This is a genomic window from Achromobacter sp. FW305-C-30-7 (assembly GCF_058783105.1).
Window position 1 is genome coordinate 444,608 of the sequence record NZ_JBYSYI010000002.1, and the last position, 16,632, is coordinate 461,239.

Sequence of the window (16,632 nt, forward strand, 5' to 3'; positions counted from 1 at the left end):
AAATTCGATCTAGGATTCAACGCTGCCCAGGCCCTGCGCCAGCCACCGTGCGCACCTCCGCGCCCGCCGCTGCGCACGCTGCCGCACCCGCGTTGATTTTCACGCCCAACGATTACACTGATTGGTGAGATTTTTTCTCGCCAAACCATTACGGAGAACGTCCATGTCCAAGCCTGCCTTGCGTGTCGCCGTCACCGGCGCCGCCGGCCAAATCGGTTACGCACTGCTATTCCGCATCGCCTCGGGCGAAATGCTGGGTAAAGATCAACCCGTCATCCTGCAACTGCTGGAAATTCCCGACGAGAAAGCGCAAAAGGCCCTGAAGGGCGTCATCATGGAACTGGATGACTGCGCCTTCCCGCTGCTGCAAGAAGTCACCGCCCACAGCGACCCGCGCACCGCCTTCAAGGACGCCGACGTGGCCCTGCTGGTCGGCGCCCGCCCGCGCGGCCCCGGCATGGAACGCAAGGACCTGCTGTCGGTCAACGCCCAGATCTTCACGGCTCAGGGCAAGGCCCTGAACGACGTCGCCAGCCGCAACGTCAAGGTCCTGGTCGTGGGCAACCCGGCCAACACCAACGCCTACATCGCCATGAAGTCGGCGCCGGACCTGCCCGCCAAGAACTTCACCGCCATGCTGCGCCTGGACCACAACCGCGCCCTGTCGCAACTGGCCGCCAAGTCGGGCAAGGCCGTCGCCGACATCGAAAAGCTGGTCGTGTGGGGCAACCACTCGCCCACGATGTACCCCGACTACCGCTTCGCCACCGTCGGCGGCGAATCGCTGTCCAAGCTGATCAACGACGACGCCTGGAACCGCGACACGTTCATCCCCACCGTGGGCAAGCGCGGCGCCGCCATCATCGAAGCCCGCGGCCTGTCCTCGGCCGCTTCGGCCGCCAACGCCGCCATCGACCACGTCCGTGACTGGGTCCTGGGCAGCAACGGCAAGTGGGTCACGATGGGCATCCCGTCGGACGGCTCCTACGGCATCCCGGAAGGCATCATCTACGGCGTGCCGGTCACGACCGAAAACGGCGAATACAAGCGCATCGAAGGCCTGGAAATCGACGCCTTCTCGCGCGAGCGCCTGGACTTCACGCTGAAAGAGCTCCTCGAAGAGCGCGACGGCGTCAAGGACCTGCTGAAGTAAGCAGCGCATGAGTAAAGAATTGGGCCCGTTTGCGCGGGCCCAATTCCTAGGCAAGAGCGAAACATAAACCTGTCCCTTTGCTCCTGCGCAAAGGAATGTCGCGAAGGGGACAGATTTATTTTCCGGCCAGTCCTTCCATCCGGGGCATTCTGAAAACACCCGGTCCAAATTACGGAGACCACCCATGTCCAGACCCGAATCCGCCGGCGCCCTCTTCCGCCGCGCACTCGCCGAAGAAAGCCCGCTGCAGATCATCGGCGCCATCAACGCCAACCACGCACTGCTGGCCAAGCGCGCCGGCTACCGCGCGATCTACCTGTCCGGCGGCGGCGTCGCGGCTGGCTCGCTGGGTCTGCCCGACCTGGGCATCAACACCATGGACGACGTGCTGACCGACGTGCGCCGCATCACCGACGTCTGCGACGTGCCGCTGGTGGTGGACATCGACACCGGCTTCGGCCCCTCGGCATTCAACATCGCCCGCAGCGTCAAGAGCCTGATCAAGTTCGGCGCCGCCGCCTGCCACATCGAAGACCAGGTCGGCGCCAAGCGCTGCGGCCACCGCCCGGGCAAGGAAATCGTCTCGACCGAGGAAATGGCCGACCGCGTCAAGGCCGCGGCCGACGCCCGCACCGACACCGATTTCTACCTGATCGCCCGCACCGACGCGATCGCCTCGCACGGCGTCGACGCCGCCATCGAGCGCGCGCTGGCCTGCGTGGAAGCGGGCGCCGACGCCATCTTCGCCGAAGCCGCCTACGACTTGCCCACCTACGACCGCTTCGTCAAGGCAGTCAAGGTGCCGGTGCTGGCCAACATCACCGAATTCGGCAAGACGCCGCTGTTCTCGGTGGAAGAACTGAAGAGCGTGGGCGTGGGCATGGTGCTCTACCCGCTGTCGGCCTTCCGCGCCATGAACAAGGCCGCCGAAGCGGTCTACACCGCCATCCGCCGCGACGGCCACCAGAAGAACGTGGTGGATCTGATGCAGACGCGCGAAGAACTGTACGACCGCATCGGCTATCACGAATTCGAATCCAAGTTGGACGCGCTTTTCCAGAAAGGCAAGGCGTAAGCAAGCCCTCGGTTTCCGGCGCCGCGGCAACCGCCCGGCGCCTTGCATGCCCACCCCATAGCAACGACCATCGCGAAAGGAAGGAGTAGAGACATGAGCACGGCTCCCAAGAAGCAAGTGGCCAAATCGGACGCCAAGCCGGAAGAAAAAGCCGGCTTCAAGCCCAAGAAATCGGTTGCGCTGTCTGGCGTTGTCGCCGGCAACACGGCGCTGTGCACGGTTGGCCGCAGCGGCAACGACCTGCACTACCGCGGCTACGACATCCTGGATATCGCCCACACCAGCGAATTCGAGGAAATCGCCCACTTGCTCGTCCACGGCAAGCTGCCGAACAAGGCCGAACTGAAGGCCTACAAGGAAAAGCTGCGCAGCCTGCGCGGCCTGCCCGCCCAGCTGCAAGCCGCGCTGGAGGCCCTGCCCGCCGCCAGCCACCCCATGGACGTGATGCGCACCGCCGTGTCGGTGCTGGGTTGCGTGCTGCCTGAAAAAGACGACCACAACACCCCGGGCGCGCGCGACATCGCCGACCGCCTGATGGCCAACCTGGGCTCGGCGCTGCTGTACTGGTACCACTACAGCCACAACGGCCGCATCATCGACGTGCAGACGGACGACGACAGCATCGGCGGCCACTTCCTGCACCTGCTGCACGGCGAAAAGCCCAGTGATGATTGGGTCAAGGCCATGCACATCTCGCTGAACCTGTACGCCGAGCATGAATTCAACGCGTCCACGTTCACCGCCCGCGTCATCGCCGGCACCGGCTCGGACATGTTCTCCGCCATCTCGGGCGCCATCGGCGCGCTGCGCGGCCCCAAGCACGGCGGCGCCAACGAAGTGGCCTTCGACGTGCAGAAGCGCTATGACACGCCGGACGAGGCCGAGGCCGACATCCGCCGCCGCGTCGAAGCCAAGGAAGTTATCATCGGCTTTGGCCACCCCGTCTACACCGTGTCCGACCCGCGCAACAAGGTCATCAAGGAAGTGGCCAAGAAGCTGTCCAAGCAGGCCGGCAGCACCAAGATGTTCGACATCGCCGAACGCTTGGAAACGGTCATGTGGGACATCAAGAAGATGTTCCCCAACCTGGACTGGTTCTCGGCCGTCAGCTATCACATGATGGGAGTCCCGACCGCCATGTTCACGCCGCTGTTCGTCATCGCGCGCACGGCGGGCTGGTCGGCCCACATCATCGAACAGCGCGTCGACAACAAGATCATCCGCCCCACCGCCAATTACGTGGGCCCGGAAGACCAGAAGTTCGTTCCTCTGGAAAAGCGCAAGTAAGACCGGGACACGGACGAGGGCACGGCATGGCCACCTGTATTCATTCCATGGAGAGGTACCGCTATGTCTGCCCCGTTCTCCAACGTCCGTCCCGATCCCGACCAGGTCCTGGTCGACATCGCCGACTACGTCCTGAAGTATGAAATCCAGAGCGGCCTGGCGTACGAGACGGCACGCAACTGCCTGATCGACACGCTGGGCTGCGGCCTGGAAGCGCTGGAATACCCGGCGTGCAAGAAACTGCTGGGCCCCATCGTACCCGGCACGACCGTGCCCCACGGCGCCAAGGTGCCTGGCACCCAATTCCAGCTCGATCCCGTACAAGCCGCGTTCAACATCGGCACGATGATCCGCTGGCTGGACTTCAATGACACCTGGCTGGCCGCCGAATGGGGCCACCCGTCCGACAACCTGGGCGGCATCCTGGCCACCGCCGACTGGCTGTCCCGCACCGCGGTCGCGGCGGGCAAGCCGCCCCTGCTGATGCGCGACGTGCTGACCGGCATGATCAAGGCGCATGAGATCCAGGGCTGCATCGCGCTGGAGAACTCCTTCAACAAAGTCGGCCTGGACCACGTGGTGCTGGTCAAGGTGGCCTCCACCGCCGTGGTGGCGCAGATGCTGGGCCTGAGCCGCGAGGAAGTGATCAACGCGGTATCGCTGGCCTGGGTCGACGGCCAAAGCCTGCGCACCTATCGCCACGCACCCAACACCGGCAGCAGGAAGAGCTGGGCCGCGGGCGACGCCACCAGCCGCGCCGTGCGCCTGGCGCTGATCGCCAAGACCGGCGAAATGGGCTACCCGTCCGTGCTCACGGCCAAGACCTGGGGCTTTTACGATGTGCTGTTCAAGGGCCAGCCGTTCAGGTTCCAGCGGCCCTATGGCAGCTACGTGATGGAAAACGTGCTGTTCAAGATCTCGTTCCCGGCCGAGTTCCACGCGCAAACCGCCGTCGAATGCGCCATGGAGGTCCACAGCCGCCTGAAAGCCGCCGGCAAGAGCGCCGACGACATCGCGAAAATCACGATCCGCACACACGAGGCCTGCATCCGCATCATCGACAAGAAGGGCCCGCTCGCGAACCCGGCTGACCGGGACCACTGCATCCAGTACATGGTGGCGGTGCCGACGCTGTACGGCCGCCTGACCGCAGCCGACTACGAGGACGCGGTGGCGCAGGATCCCCGCATCGACGCGCTGCGCGACAAGATCGTCTGCGTCGAAGACCCCGCCTACACCCGCGACTATCACGACCCCGACAAGCGTTCGATCGCCAATGCGCTGACGGTGGAATTCAAGGACGGCACCCGGCTGGACGAAATCGTCTGCGAGTATCCCATCGGCCACAAGCGCCGCCGCGCCGAAGGCATACCGCTGCTGGAAGCCAAGTTCCGCACCAACCTGGCGCGCATGTTCCCTGCCCGCCAGCAGGACCGCATCCTGCAGGCCTCGCTGGACCAGAAGCGGCTGGAAGCCATGCCGGTGCACGAGTACGTCGACCTGTACGTGATCTGAGCCACCGCCCCGCAAAGCCCCGTCCGCGGGGCTTTGCTCCGGCCCTGGGCGCAGGGTGGCGCAGCTTACAATGCGGCTTTCCTCGACTGGATCGCACCATGGCCATGCTTTGGGTCAAGACCTTTCACATCGTCTTCATCGCTTCCTGGTTTGCCGGCCTGTTCTACCTGCCGCGCATATTCGTGAACCTGGCCCAGCAATCGGACGCCACGGTCCAGACCACCCTGCTGGGCATGGCGCGCCGCCTGTACCGCTTCACCACCATCCTGGCCGTGGTCGCCGTCGTGTTCGGCATGTGGCTGTACCTGGGCTATGGCATCGGCGTGGGCCCCGGCAACGGCTGGATGCACGCCAAGCTCTTTTTCGTCCTGCTCGTCATCGGCTACCATCACGCCTGTGGCCTGATGCTGCGCAAATTCGAACAGGGCAAAAATACCCGTTCGCACAAGTTCTATCGCTGGTTCAACGAAGTTCCCGTCTTGCTGCTCTTGGTGGTGGTGGCGCTGGTCGTCGTCAAACCCTTCTGATACCCCCTACCTCTGCACATTCGCCAGGATTCGTATGTCCTCTGATGAACAGGACCGTCCGCGCAAGACGCTGACGATCAAGAAAACGGCGCGCGACGCCCACGCCGAAGACGCCCCCAAGCGCACCCGCACGGGCGCCCGCGCCCGCCTGGTCGCGCAACAGGAGCGCACCAAGGAAAGCATCGAACGCCAGAAGGACCCCGCCGCCTATCAGCGGCGCAAAGACGAGGAGGCCCGCGGACCGCGCGGCGCCGGCCGCGGCCAGCCCGCCCGCGGCGCGTCGGATCGTGGCGCGCCAGGTCGGGCTGCGTCAGACCGGGCCGCGTCAGGCCGTAACACCTCGGACCGGGCCGCGCCTGGCCGCTCTGCGTCAGACCGCAAGCGCGACGACGGCCCGCGCCGCGAAACCGAATCCGGCAGCCGCTCCGGCCGCGCGCCGCAGCGCGCACCGCGTCTGCGGGACGATCAGTACATCGCGCCGGCCACGCCGGCAGGCCGCTTCTACGACCCGTTCGAGGACGACGGCCCCGCCCCGGAATACCTGGCCGAACCCGACCACGCGCAGGAAGCGGATTTCGCCGAAGCTCGCGACCATGACGACGGCCGCGACAGGCGCGAGCCCGCCGTGGAAACGCGCAGCCGCCGCCCGCGCGAAACCCGCCAGGCGGAAGTATTTCCCATCTTCGCCCCCTGCCCCCAGGGCCTGGAAGAGGCGCTGACGGCGGAAATGCAGGCGCTGGGCTTCGAGGACGCGCAGGCCGGCCGCGCCGGCTGTTCCTTCACCGCCGACTGGGCGGGCGTGCAGCGCGCCAATCTGTATTCCCGCCTGGCCACCCGCATCCTGGTGCAAGTGGCCCATGCCGAGATTTCGCACGAAGACGACATCCTGGACCTGGCCCGCGATACCCCCTGGGAACGCTGGTTCGGCGCCGAGCAGACCCTGCGCGTGGACACCTCGGCCATCAAGAGCCCGGTGCAAAGCCTGCAGTACTGCAATCTGCGCGCCAAGGACGGCATCTGCGACCGCCTGCGCGAACTGGAAGGCGAACGCCCCAGCATCGACACGGTGCGCCCGGATGCCCGCGTACACCTGTTCCTGACCGGACACACTGCCACGCTGTATCTCGATACCTCGGGCGAATCCCTGTTCAAGCGCGGCTGGCGCCTGGACAAGGGCGAAGCGCCGCTGCGCGAGAACCTGGCCGCCGGCATGCTGGCGCTGGCTGGCTGGGATCCGGCCGCGCCGCTGCTGGATCCGTTCTGCGGATCGGGCACCATCCTGATCGAGGCCGCCTGGATCGCGCTGGGCGTGCCCCCGGGCATTTCGCGCCCGTTCGGCTTCGAGCGCCTGCGCGGGCACGACGCCTACCGCTGGCGCGACCTGAAGGACGACGCCCGCTCGCGCATCCTGCCGCAGCTGGACGCGCCGCTGGTCGGCTACGACCTGGACCCGCAAGCCATCGAATTCGCCCGCAACAACGCCGAACGCGCCTGGCTGACGGAAGACTCCATCCGCTTCGAGGTCGGCGACGCCCGCCACGTCACGGCGCCCGCCGATCATGGCTGGATCGTCACCAATCCGCCCTATGGCGAACGCATGGGGACGGAACAGGACGAGGATCTGTGGCGCGACTGGGCCACCTGCCTGAAGCGCAATTTCGCAGGCTGGCAGCTGCATGTCATCACCAGCGACCTGACCTTGCCCAACCAGATGCGTTTGAAACCCAAGCGCCGCGTGCCGCTGCACAACGGTTCGCTGGATTGCCGCCTGTTCGGTTTCGAGCTGGTCGCCGCCGGCTACCGCGACGCCTGAGGACGCCTCGCGCCCCGGGCGGCTACGGCCCCCCGGCGCGCCCCTTTTTCCCTCTGGGGCAGTACGTTGTAAACGCGCAGCAACATGGTGCGCGTATCTTTGCTTATGGTGTTCCCCCGCCCCGTTTGGGAGCATCATCGCACCAAGGTGTTGCCAATACGCACCGGCCACTTGCACAAATTCAGGGTTAACCCCTATAATTCGGGTTATCCCTAGTAGCTAAACAAACAGTGCAAGCCCGTGGAGGCTATTGTGATCAACCCGAACAACACCATCCGCCTGACCGACGAACTCGAGCGCCAACTGATGCTCCAGGCTATTGAAGAACAATTCCGTCCGCACCCGATGCGGGCGTTGGCCGCCGGCCTGCGTAAGCTGGCCCACGGCATCCGTGCCCTGGCTGGCAAGACGAGCGCCAAGAACGCGCACTCCGCCGCCTAAGCAAGGCCCAGGCTCATGGCCTGAACAGTTTTCCCCTTGGGGGCTGCACAGCCCCTTTTAAGACCCGCCCTTACCGACGGGTTTTTTTTTGCCTGGAACGCCCCCGGCAAGACATCCTGCGAAAGTCGCCGCAAGCGCACAGGCCAGGTCGCCAAAACCCGGCTTTGTCGGATAATAGCGACCCATGACGACCGACGCCCTCCTCGACCAGACTCCCAACCGGCTGCGCCGGTTCGCCTGCATGATGTACGAAGCCGTGCTGCTGTTTGGCGTGGTCTTCCTGGCGGGCTACCTGCTGGATACGCTGACCCAGAGCAAGAACGCGCTGGAATTGCGCGGCGCCCGGCAGGCTTGGCTATTCGTCGCCATCGGCGCGTATTTCGTGCTGTGCTGGCGCCGCCGCGGCCAGACGCTGCCCATGAAGACCTGGAACATCCGCCTGGTCGACCGCGACGGCAATACCCCCTCGACTGCCCGGCTGATGCTGCGCTATGTCTTGGTCTGGCCCCTGGTGCTGGCCGGCGCGGCAGTCGTCTGGGCCGCCGCCAGCGCTACCGGCTGGCCCTCGATGGACATGTTCATCGTCGCCGCGCCTTTCACGATCTTCATCTGGTCCTGGTTCGACCCCGACGGGCAGTTCCTGCACGACCGCATCCTCGGCACCCGGCTGCGCAACGCGCCGCAGCGCAAAAAGGCCCGATAGGCCGGGATCCCGGCGCGCCGATGGGCGTGTCGCACACATCCTGCGACAAACAGCAACATCATGCGGCGATTTGGCGGTTTGCTTTCAGAAAGTTGAAAGTCGACCGCAAAGACAATGGGGCCCTTTTTTTTTCAGACGCCCCGAACCATCATGCGCGCTTTTCTTTCCCGTGTTGCGCTGGCTGCCGCCAGCGCCCTGTTCCTGCTGCCCGCCGGCGCCCTTGCGCAGAACGCGGCCGCCCAGCAGGAAATCGAAGCAGCCACGAAAGCCGCCTTTGCCGCGGCCCAGGAAGGGCCGGCCGACGTCAAGCTGGGCGACCAAGCAATCGTCCATCTGCCCGAAACCATGTTCTTCGTGCCGCGCCTGCAGGCCGACCGGCTGATGGCCGCCTACGGCAATGGCAAGGATCCTTCCCTGCTCGGCGTGGTGATGCCCAAGAGCGACGATGACGACTGGGTCATCACTGTCAATTTCGACAAGGCCGGCTACATCAAGGACGACGACGCCAAGAACTGGAACGTCAACGAATTGCTGGACAGCCTGCGCGAAGGCACCGAGCAGTCCAATGAAGAGCGCAAGCAGCGCGGTTTCCCCGAGCTGATCATGGACGGCTGGGTCGAAGCGCCGAAGTACGACAGCAATACGCAGCGCCTGGTCTGGTCGGTCGCCGTCAAGCACAAGGGCGAAAGCGCCACCGAGAACCCCACCGTCAACTACAACACCTACGCGCTGGGCCGCGACGGCTACATCACGCTGGACCTGATCACGCAGAAGAGCATGGTGCCCAAGGACAAGACGGCCGTGCTGACCCTGCTGGACAAGCTGGATTACGTCGAAGGCAAGCGCTACGCCGACTTCAACTCGTCGACCGACAAGGTTGCCGAATACGGCCTGGCCGCCCTGGTGGCCGGCGTGGCCGCCAAGAAGCTGGGCCTGTTCGCCGTGATCGCCGCCTTCCTGGCAAAGTTCGCCAAGGTCGGCGTGCTGGCCGCGGCCGCGCTGGGCGGCGGCCTGTGGAAGCGCCTGCGCGCCAAGAAGGCCAACCAGCAGCAGCCCTGACCGCCGGCCATGAAAGCGGCTCCGGCCGCTCAACTCCCGAAGTCCAGCGCACGGCCTGCCGCCGTGCGCCGCCGCACCGGGCGACCTCAAGTCGTCACAACAGCGTCACATGGCGTTCATGTTCCGGTCATCGCCGGATGGTTTCATTCCCAGGCATGAGCACAGCCCCTGGGAAAGCTACCGTGAACGAGATCCGCCCCGCGCACTGGCGCGCCCTCTGGATTTCCGATATTCACCTGGGTACCGCCGGGTGCAAGGCGGAATTCCTCCTCGACTTCCTCGACCACAACGATTCCGACACGCTTTACCTGGTGGGGGACATCGTCGACGGCTGGCAGTTGCGCAAGCACTGGCACTGGCCCCGGGCGCACAACGACGTCATCCAGCGCATCCTGCGCAAGGCCCGCAATGGCACCCGGGTCGTGTTCATCCCGGGCAATCACGACGAATTCGCGCGCGAGTTCGCCGGCTACGCCTTCGGCGACATCGAAATCCTGGACGAGGACGTGCACGTCACCGCCAAGGGACAGCGCCTGCTGGTGCTGCACGGCGACCAATTCGACGGCGTGATCCAGCACAGCCGCTGGCTGGCGCACCTGGGCGACGGGCTCTACCAGCTGGCGCTGTGGATCAACCATCATTTCAACCGGCTGCGCCACCGCCTGGGACTGCACTACTGGTCCCTGTCGCAATACCTGAAGCACAAGGTCAAGAACGCCGTGTCCTTCATCACCGACTTCGAGGAAGCGCTGGCGGGCGAAGCCCGGCGCCGCGGCCTGGACGGCGTGGTCTGCGGCCATATCCACAAGGCCGAACTGCGCTACGTGGGCGAGATCCTCTACTGCAACGACGGCGACTGGGTGGAGAGCCTCTCCGCCCTGGCGGAGACCCACGATGGCCAACTCCAGCTGCTGGACTGGGCCGCCATCACAGCGGAACGCGAGGCCGACCCCGCCACCCGGCCGCCGCGTTCGCTGACGCTACCGGCCCTGCCGTCCGCGCTGCGCCGCCAAGGCAAACACCCGTGATAACCCGTATGCGTCCCCGTTACGCAACGGGGATGTTGCAGTTCACGGCCCTCTAGGTCATGCTTGCATCTGGGGCAACGGGCGAACTTGACCCGTTCACGCTGCAACATGCTTACAACATAGGGCCATGAACGACCAATATCAGGCGCTCTACCAAACATTCCGCTGGCTGGTACCCACCCAGTTCAACATCGCGGAAGCGTGCTGCCACCGCTGGGCATCCAGCAGTCCGGATGCGCGGCGCATTGCCATCTACTACGAAGATGAATCCGGCAACCGCGAGGTCTGGACCTATGCCCGCCTGGCGGAAGCGGCCAATCAGCTAGCCAACGGCCTGGTGAAAATGGGCGTGGGCCGCGGCGACCGCGTCGGTGTGGTGCTGGGACAACGCCCCGAAACCGTGGTGGCCCATATGGCCATCTACAGCGTCGGCGCGGTGGTGCTACCGCTGTCCGCCCTGTTCGGCCCGGAAGCCCTGGAAAGCCGCCTGCGCGATTCCGAAACCCGCGTCGCCATCGTGGATTACGCGTCCAGCGCCAATCTGCTGGCCGTGAGCGACAACTGTCCCAATCTGCAGCAGATCATCGGCATCGGCTTCGCCGACGAGCGCGTCCTGCCCTGGCGCAGCCTGCTGGCGCGCCAACCCAGCGAATTCAAGATGGTCCAGACCCGCTCCTCGGATCCGGCCATCCTGCTCTATACCTCCGGCACCACCGGCGCCCCCAAGGGCGCGCTGCTGCCGCATAGCGTGCTGATCGGCAACTTGCCGGGCTTCGTGGCCTCTCAAGATTGGTTCCCGAAGCCCGCCGACGTGTTCTGGTCGCCCGCCGACTGGGCCTGGACCGGCGGCATGATGGATGCCCTGCTGCCCACCCTGTACTTCGGACACCCCATCGTCGGCACGCGCGGCCGCTTCTCGGTCGAACGCGCCTTCGAACTCCTGGAGCGCTACCAGGTCACCAACACCTTCCTCTTCCCCACCGCGCTCAAGATGATGATGAAAGCGGTGCCGGAACCCAGCAACCGCTATCAGCTGGCCTTGCGTTCCATCATGAGCGCCGGCGAAAGCGTGGGCGAAACCGTCTTCGAATGGTGCCAGTCGGCATTGGGCGTGACGCCCAACGAAATGTTCGGCCAGACGGAAATGAACTATGTGGTCGGCAACAGCCAGAAGCGCTGGCCCGCCAAGCCGGGCAGCATGGGCCGGCCATACCCGGGCCACAACGTCGCGGTGCTGGATGAAGACGGCAAGCCGGTCGCGCCAGGCGCCACCGGCGAGATCGCCGTCAACCGCCTCGACATCCATGGCTATCCCGACCCGGTGATGTTCCTGGGCTACTGGCGCAACGAAGCCGCCACCCAGGCCAAGTTCAAGGGCGACTGGTGCCTGACGGGCGACCTGGCGACGGTCGATGCCGACGGCTACCTCTGGTACGCGGGCCGCGCGGACGATGTGTTCAAATCCGCCGGCTACCGGATCGGCCCCGGAGAAATCGAAAGCTGCCTGATCGGGCATCCCGCGGTGGCCAACGCGGCCGTCGTGCCCAAGCCGGACGCCGAGCGCGGCGCCCTGGTCAAGGCCTATGTGGTGCTGACGCCGGAGTTCGCGCAGCGCGACCGCAACGACATCATCGAGAACCTGCAGGAACACGTGCGCGAGCGCCTGGCCCCGTATGAATACCCCAAGGAGATCGAATTCGTCGACGAACTGCCCATGACGACCACCGGTAAAATCCAGCGCCGCATCCTGCGCCTGCGCGAAGAAGAGCGCTCGCGGGCGACCGCAGGTATGGCAGACGCACAGCCAACGCACGCGCCGCAGACAGACGCGCAGCAGGCGCCCAAGGCCTGACGCTGCAACCGGAGAACTAGGCATGCCCATTTACCAGCTCGACGACCTGATCCCCAACATCGACCCGGCCGCCTATGTGGCCGACAGCGCCGACATCATCGGCAACGTCACGCTGGAGGCAGGCGTCAGCATCTGGTCCAACGTGTCGATCCGCGGCGACAACGACGCCATCCTGATCCAGAGCGGCACCAATATCCAGGAAGGCAGCGTGCTGCACGTGGACGACGGCTGTCCCATGACCATCGGCCCCAATGTGACGGTGGGCCATCAGGCCATGCTGCACGGCTGTACCATCCATGAGGGCGCCCTGGTGGGCATGCAGGCCATCGTGCTGAACAACGCCGTCATCGGCCGCAATTGCCTGATCGGCGCCGGCGCCATCATTCCCGAAGACCGCATCATTCCCGACAATTCCCTGGTCATCGGCATCGGCAAGATCGTCCGCCAACTCTCGGACGAGGAAATCGCCAATCTGCACAAGAACACGGCCCATTACGTGGCGCGCGGCCAACACTACAAGACGGCCCTGAAACGGATCGGCTGAGCGCCCCGGCGCGACGCTTCGACCCTGCTGGCGGCAGGGGGAATAGACCGGCCCGATCGGCTAACATTCCTCCATGACCGATCAGCTCAAGAAATACCTTACCGAAGACCGCAGCGTCCGCATCCAGGCCGTGCGCCTGGAGGCGACCTGGAAGGCCGTGCAGGCCAATCACGACTATCCCCCCGCCATCACCCACCTGCTGGGCGAACTGGTGGCGGCATCCACCCTGCTGGCCGCCAACATCAAGTTCGACGGCTCGCTGGTGCTGCAGATCCAGGGCGACGGCCCCATCGCCCTGCTGGTGGTGGAATGCCGCAACGACCTGAGCCTGCGCGCCACCGTCAAGATGCGCGAAGGCCACGAAGTACCCAGCGACGGCAACATGCAAAGCTTGCTGAACCCGGGTGGCAATGGCCGTTTCATCGTAGTGCTGGACCCGCAGCGCAAGCTGCCGGGCCAGCAGGCATATCAGGGTATCGTGCCCCTGCAGGGCGACACCGTGGCCGAGGCGCTGCAACACTACATGAAGGCCTCCGAGCAACTGGACACCCGCCTCTGGCTGGCCGCCAACGCCGACCACGCCACGGGCATGCTGATCCAGCGCCTGCCGTACCACGGCGGTTCGGACGCGCCCACCCTTACCGAGCAGAACGCCGCCGAAACCTGGGACCGCGCCTGCGCCCTGGCCGGCACCATCAAGCACGACGAACTGCTGGCCACCGACATCGACACGCTGATCCATCGCCTGTTCTGGGAAGAAACCCTGGTGGCGTTCGACCCGCTGGCCGTGCGCTGGCACTGCCCCTGCACCCGCGAACGCGTAGCCAGCATGCTGCGCACGCTGGGCCAGGAAGAGGTCGACAGCATCCTGGCCGAACGCGGCCAGGTCGAGGTGTCCTGCGACTTCTGCGGCAAGCCGTATAAGTTCGATTCCGTCGACTGCGCCACTTTGTTCTCGTCCAGCGCGGCGCCCGCCGCGGACGAACCACCCACGGTGCACTGATCCATGCCGGCGGTCTGGCCGCCGGGACGTTTCCATCACGCCGGCTTATCCTCATCGACAGGCGGTCATGCCTGCGCCAGACTGCGCAGCCATGACCGCCTTTTTTCATGCTCCCTCCTGCCGGCAACGCGGCGCGGCCGCCATCGAATTTGCAGTGGCGGCCGCGCTGGTGCTGCTGCTGGGCCTGCTGGCGATCGAGGTCGCCCGCTGGCAAGGCGTGCGCCAGATGGCCTATCTGGCACTGATGGAGGCTGCGCGCGCCGGCGCCACTGCGCATGGCGATCCGGCGCGCATGCGGACGGCCTTTCTGCAGGCGCTGCTGCCGCTGCACGCCGACGCGCAAGGCCAGGCAGGCGCCCGCCGCCGCCAGCATGACGAGCAGGCCGCGTTGACAGCCATTTCAGGCACCCATCCCTGGCGCATCGAAGTCCTGCTGCCCGACGAACAATCGTTCCGCGAACACACCCGCCCGGACCTCAAGGTGTCCGCGGCGGAAGGCCTGCGCGTCATCGACAACGCCTACCAGGACCTGCAGCATGCGCGCCGGCCGCCGCGCCCAGGCGGCCAGAGTATCTTCCAGGCCAATACCTTGAAGTTGCGCCTGACCTATCTGCACAAGCCGCTGCTGCCGCCCTTGCGGGCGTTGCTGGCCGCGCTGGGTCCCGACGTCGACAGCTACGCCGGCAACGCGCAGGCCAGGGGCCTGCTGCCCTTGCGCATGGAGCTGGAAATGGAGATGCAGTCGCACCCGGCGGATTGGGCGCGCAGAATGCCGCAACCCGCCGGCATCGTGTACGGCGATTGCCGCAGCATGCGCTGCGGCTGAACCAAATGTGGGATGAACAGGAACGGCGGCCGGCGCTCAGTGCCGGGCGTTGGCCTGATTGGCGGGCTTGGGAGCCGCAGTCGCCGGACGGGTAGCCGGCGCGCTGGCGCGCGCGGGCGTGGCCGGCTTGGCCGCGGCATCGGCAGCCAGCGAGGCGCCGCCCGCCGGAGCCGGGGTGTTCTGCGGCAGGATGTGCACGAACACCTCGCCGTCGCGCATCATGCCCAGTTCGCCGCGGGCGCGCTCCTCGATGGCGCCGGAGCCGCCTTCGAGGTCGCGCACTTCCGCTTCCAATGCGGCATTGCGCGCGCGCAGGCCTTCGTTGGTCTCGCGTTGCTCCGCCACCTGGCGTTGCAGATCCCAGACCTTGAACCACCCGCCCTTACCCAGCCACAGCGGGTATTGGATCAGGCCTAGCAGCACGAACAGCACCAGGAACAACAGGCGCATACGCGGAAACCCTCAGCAGTCGTGGCGTGGATGCGGCCCCGGGCTTGCGCCTGGAGCCGCGCTTCTCATCAACGCAGGTTGTAAAAAGCTTCCAGGCCCGGATACGACGCGACTTCAGCCAGCTCTTCCTCGATGCGCAGGAGCTGGTTGTACTTGGCCATGCGGTCCGAACGGGACAGCGAACCCGTCTTGATCTGCATCGCGTTGGTCGCCACGGCGATGTCGGCGATGGTGGAGTCCTCGGTTTCGCCCGAACGGTGCGACACCACGGCGGTGTAGCCGGCGCGCTTGGCCATTTCGATGGCGGCGAAGGTCTCGGTCAGGGTGCCGATCTGGTTGATCTTGATGAGGATCGAGTTGGCCACGCCCTTCTGGATGCCTTCGCGCAGGATCTTGGTGTTGGTGACGAACAGGTCGTCGCCCACCAGTTGCACCTTCTTGCCCAACTGGTCGGTCAACAGCTTCCAGCCTTCCCAATCGTTTTCGGCCATGCCGTCTTCGATCGAGATGATGGGGTACTTGTCGCACCAGGTGGCCAGCAGGTTGGTGAATTCCTGCGAGGACAGCGAGATGCCGCCTTCGCCGGCCAGCGTGTACTTGCCGTCGCGGTAGAACTCGGAGCTGGCGCAATCCAGGCCCAGGGCGATCTGCGTGCCCGGCTCGTAGCCGGCTTCGGTGATGGCCTTCAGGATCAGCTGGATGGCGGCCTCATGGCTGGGCACGTTGGGCGCGAAACCGCCCTCGTCGCCCACGGCCGTGGACATGCCCTGGCCGTGGATCAGCTTCTTGAGCATGTGGAAGACTTCGGCGCCCCAGCGCAGGGCTTCGCGGAAGCTGCCCGCGCCCACCGGCAGAATCATCAGTTCCTGCAGGTCCAGCGTGTTGTTGGCGTGCGCGCCGCCGTTGATGACGTTCATCATCGGCACTGGCATGCTCATGGGGCCGCTGCCGCCAAAATAGCGGTACAGGGACAGGCCCGATTCGTCGGCGGCGGCGCGGGCCACGGCCATGGAAGCGGCCAGGATGGCGTTGGCACCCAGGCGTTCCTTGGATTCGGTGCCGTCCAGCTCGATCAGGGTGCGATCGACGAAGGTCTGTTCCTGGGCGTCCAGGCCCATCAGGGCTTCCGAGATTTCCGTATTCAGGTTCTCGACGGCGCGCAGCACGCCCTTGCCCAGATAACGGCTCTTGTCGCCGTCGCGCAGCTCGATGGCTTCGCGCGCGCCGGTGGACGCGCCCGACGGCACGGCCGCGCGGCCCATGGCGCCGGACTCCAGCAGCACATCGCATTCGACGGTGGGGTTGCCGCGCGAATCCAGAATCTCGCGGCCGATGATATCGACGATAGCACTCATG

Annotated in this window: 16 protein-coding genes; 14 read left to right on the top strand and 2 right to left on the bottom strand. The window is 65.6% G+C overall.

Going from position 1 to position 16,632, the window contains the following annotated elements; genetic code table 11:
- Window positions 1-163: 163 nt before the first annotated feature.
- The 14 genes from AC3WOB_RS09015 to AC3WOB_RS09080 all read left to right on the top strand — a co-directional run bounded on the left by AC3WOB_RS09015 (window position 164) and on the right by AC3WOB_RS09080 (window position 14,826).
- On the top strand, window positions 164-1,153 hold the full coding sequence (locus tag AC3WOB_RS09015) for a malate dehydrogenase (RefSeq protein WP_013392305.1): 990 nt from the start codon (window positions 164-166) through the stop codon (window positions 1,151-1,153).
- A gap of 184 nt (window positions 1,154-1,337) precedes the next feature.
- Window positions 1,338-2,228, top strand: coding sequence for a methylisocitrate lyase (gene prpB / locus AC3WOB_RS09020; RefSeq protein WP_054450739.1), 891 nt, complete (start codon window positions 1,338-1,340; stop codon window positions 2,226-2,228).
- A gap of 93 nt (window positions 2,229-2,321) precedes the next feature.
- Entirely contained in the window at window positions 2,322-3,515 is a 1,194-nt protein-coding gene (prpC, locus tag AC3WOB_RS09025; RefSeq protein ID WP_013392303.1) for a bifunctional 2-methylcitrate synthase/citrate synthase, read from the top strand.
- A gap of 63 nt (window positions 3,516-3,578) precedes the next feature.
- Entirely contained in the window at window positions 3,579-5,030 is a 1,452-nt protein-coding gene (locus tag AC3WOB_RS09030; RefSeq protein WP_492274784.1) for a bifunctional 2-methylcitrate dehydratase/aconitate hydratase, read from the top strand.
- 98 nt (window positions 5,031-5,128) lie between these two features.
- Entirely contained in the window at window positions 5,129-5,557 is a 429-nt protein-coding gene (locus AC3WOB_RS09035) for a CopD family protein (RefSeq protein WP_013392301.1), read from the top strand.
- A gap of 34 nt (window positions 5,558-5,591) precedes the next feature.
- Window positions 5,592-7,370, top strand: a complete 1,779-nt coding sequence (locus AC3WOB_RS09040; protein ID WP_492274785.1) for a THUMP domain-containing class I SAM-dependent RNA methyltransferase — start codon at window positions 5,592-5,594, stop codon at window positions 7,368-7,370.
- 252 nt (window positions 7,371-7,622) lie between these two features.
- Window positions 7,623-7,811 (top strand): hypothetical protein, encoded by a 189-nt coding sequence (locus AC3WOB_RS09045; RefSeq protein WP_006389355.1) that lies wholly within the window; start codon window positions 7,623-7,625, stop codon window positions 7,809-7,811.
- Between the two features lie 184 nt (window positions 7,812-7,995).
- A complete protein-coding gene (locus tag AC3WOB_RS09050) occupies window positions 7,996-8,514 on the top strand; it encodes an RDD family protein (protein ID WP_492274786.1) in 519 nt (172 codons plus the stop codon).
- A 150-nt stretch (window positions 8,515-8,664) separates the two neighbouring features.
- The gene (locus AC3WOB_RS09055) at window positions 8,665-9,573 is read left to right on the top strand and encodes a DUF2167 domain-containing protein (protein WP_013392297.1); all 909 of its coding nucleotides are present in this window, start codon (window positions 8,665-8,667) and stop codon (window positions 9,571-9,573) included.
- Between the two features lie 155 nt (window positions 9,574-9,728).
- On the top strand, window positions 9,729-10,601 hold the full coding sequence (locus AC3WOB_RS09060) for a UDP-2,3-diacylglucosamine diphosphatase (RefSeq protein ID WP_088159486.1): 873 nt from the start codon (window positions 9,729-9,731) through the stop codon (window positions 10,599-10,601).
- 127 nt (window positions 10,602-10,728) lie between these two features.
- Window positions 10,729-12,453, top strand: coding sequence for an acetate--CoA ligase (locus AC3WOB_RS09065; protein WP_492274787.1), 1,725 nt, complete (start codon window positions 10,729-10,731; stop codon window positions 12,451-12,453).
- A gap of 22 nt (window positions 12,454-12,475) precedes the next feature.
- The gene (locus AC3WOB_RS09070; RefSeq protein WP_013392294.1) at window positions 12,476-12,997 is read left to right on the top strand and encodes a gamma carbonic anhydrase family protein; all 522 of its coding nucleotides are present in this window, start codon (window positions 12,476-12,478) and stop codon (window positions 12,995-12,997) included.
- A gap of 73 nt (window positions 12,998-13,070) precedes the next feature.
- Window positions 13,071-14,000, top strand: coding sequence for an Hsp33 family molecular chaperone HslO (hslO, locus tag AC3WOB_RS09075; RefSeq protein WP_013392293.1), 930 nt, complete (start codon window positions 13,071-13,073; stop codon window positions 13,998-14,000).
- A gap of 91 nt (window positions 14,001-14,091) precedes the next feature.
- On the top strand, window positions 14,092-14,826 hold the full coding sequence (locus AC3WOB_RS09080; RefSeq protein ID WP_492274788.1) for a TadE/TadG family type IV pilus assembly protein: 735 nt from the start codon (window positions 14,092-14,094) through the stop codon (window positions 14,824-14,826).
- A gap of 36 nt (window positions 14,827-14,862) precedes the next feature.
- Here AC3WOB_RS09080 and ftsB read toward each other — a convergent pair whose 3' ends face one another.
- Both ftsB and eno read right to left on the bottom strand, forming a co-directional pair.
- Complete coding sequence (gene ftsB / locus AC3WOB_RS09085) at window positions 14,863-15,276, bottom strand: cell division protein FtsB (protein ID WP_013392291.1); 414 nt, start codon at window positions 15,274-15,276, stop codon at window positions 14,863-14,865.
- Window positions 15,277-15,344: 68 nt separating this feature from the next.
- Entirely contained in the window at window positions 15,345-16,631 is a 1,287-nt protein-coding gene (gene eno / locus AC3WOB_RS09090) for a phosphopyruvate hydratase (RefSeq protein WP_013392290.1), read from the bottom strand.
- Window position 16,632 lies beyond the last annotated feature (1 nt).

Coding starts and splice junctions, on each gene's coding strand:
- AC3WOB_RS09060 (WP_088159486.1), top strand. CDS start 9,729: ATGAGCACAGCCCCTGGGAAAGCTACCGTGAACGAGATCCGCCCCGCG.
- AC3WOB_RS09080 (WP_492274788.1), top strand. CDS start 14,092: ATGACCGCCTTTTTTCATGCTCCCTCCTGCCGGCAACGCGGCGCGGCC.
- AC3WOB_RS09015 (WP_013392305.1), top strand. CDS start 164: ATGTCCAAGCCTGCCTTGCGTGTCGCCGTCACCGGCGCCGCCGGCCAA.
- hslO (WP_013392293.1), top strand. CDS start 13,071: ATGACCGATCAGCTCAAGAAATACCTTACCGAAGACCGCAGCGTCCGC.
- AC3WOB_RS09040 (WP_492274785.1), top strand. CDS start 5,592: ATGTCCTCTGATGAACAGGACCGTCCGCGCAAGACGCTGACGATCAAG.
- AC3WOB_RS09070 (WP_013392294.1), top strand. CDS start 12,476: ATGCCCATTTACCAGCTCGACGACCTGATCCCCAACATCGACCCGGCC.
- AC3WOB_RS09065 (WP_492274787.1), top strand. CDS start 10,729: ATGAACGACCAATATCAGGCGCTCTACCAAACATTCCGCTGGCTGGTA.
- AC3WOB_RS09050 (WP_492274786.1), top strand. CDS start 7,996: ATGACGACCGACGCCCTCCTCGACCAGACTCCCAACCGGCTGCGCCGG.
- AC3WOB_RS09035 (WP_013392301.1), top strand. CDS start 5,129: ATGGCCATGCTTTGGGTCAAGACCTTTCACATCGTCTTCATCGCTTCC.
- eno (WP_013392290.1), bottom strand. CDS start 16,631: ATGAGTGCTATCGTCGATATCATCGGCCGCGAGATTCTGGATTCGCGC.
- AC3WOB_RS09030 (WP_492274784.1), top strand. CDS start 3,579: ATGTCTGCCCCGTTCTCCAACGTCCGTCCCGATCCCGACCAGGTCCTG.
- prpC (WP_013392303.1), top strand. CDS start 2,322: ATGAGCACGGCTCCCAAGAAGCAAGTGGCCAAATCGGACGCCAAGCCG.
- prpB (WP_054450739.1), top strand. CDS start 1,338: ATGTCCAGACCCGAATCCGCCGGCGCCCTCTTCCGCCGCGCACTCGCC.
- AC3WOB_RS09055 (WP_013392297.1), top strand. CDS start 8,665: ATGCGCGCTTTTCTTTCCCGTGTTGCGCTGGCTGCCGCCAGCGCCCTG.
- ftsB (WP_013392291.1), bottom strand. CDS start 15,276: ATGCGCCTGTTGTTCCTGGTGCTGTTCGTGCTGCTAGGCCTGATCCAA.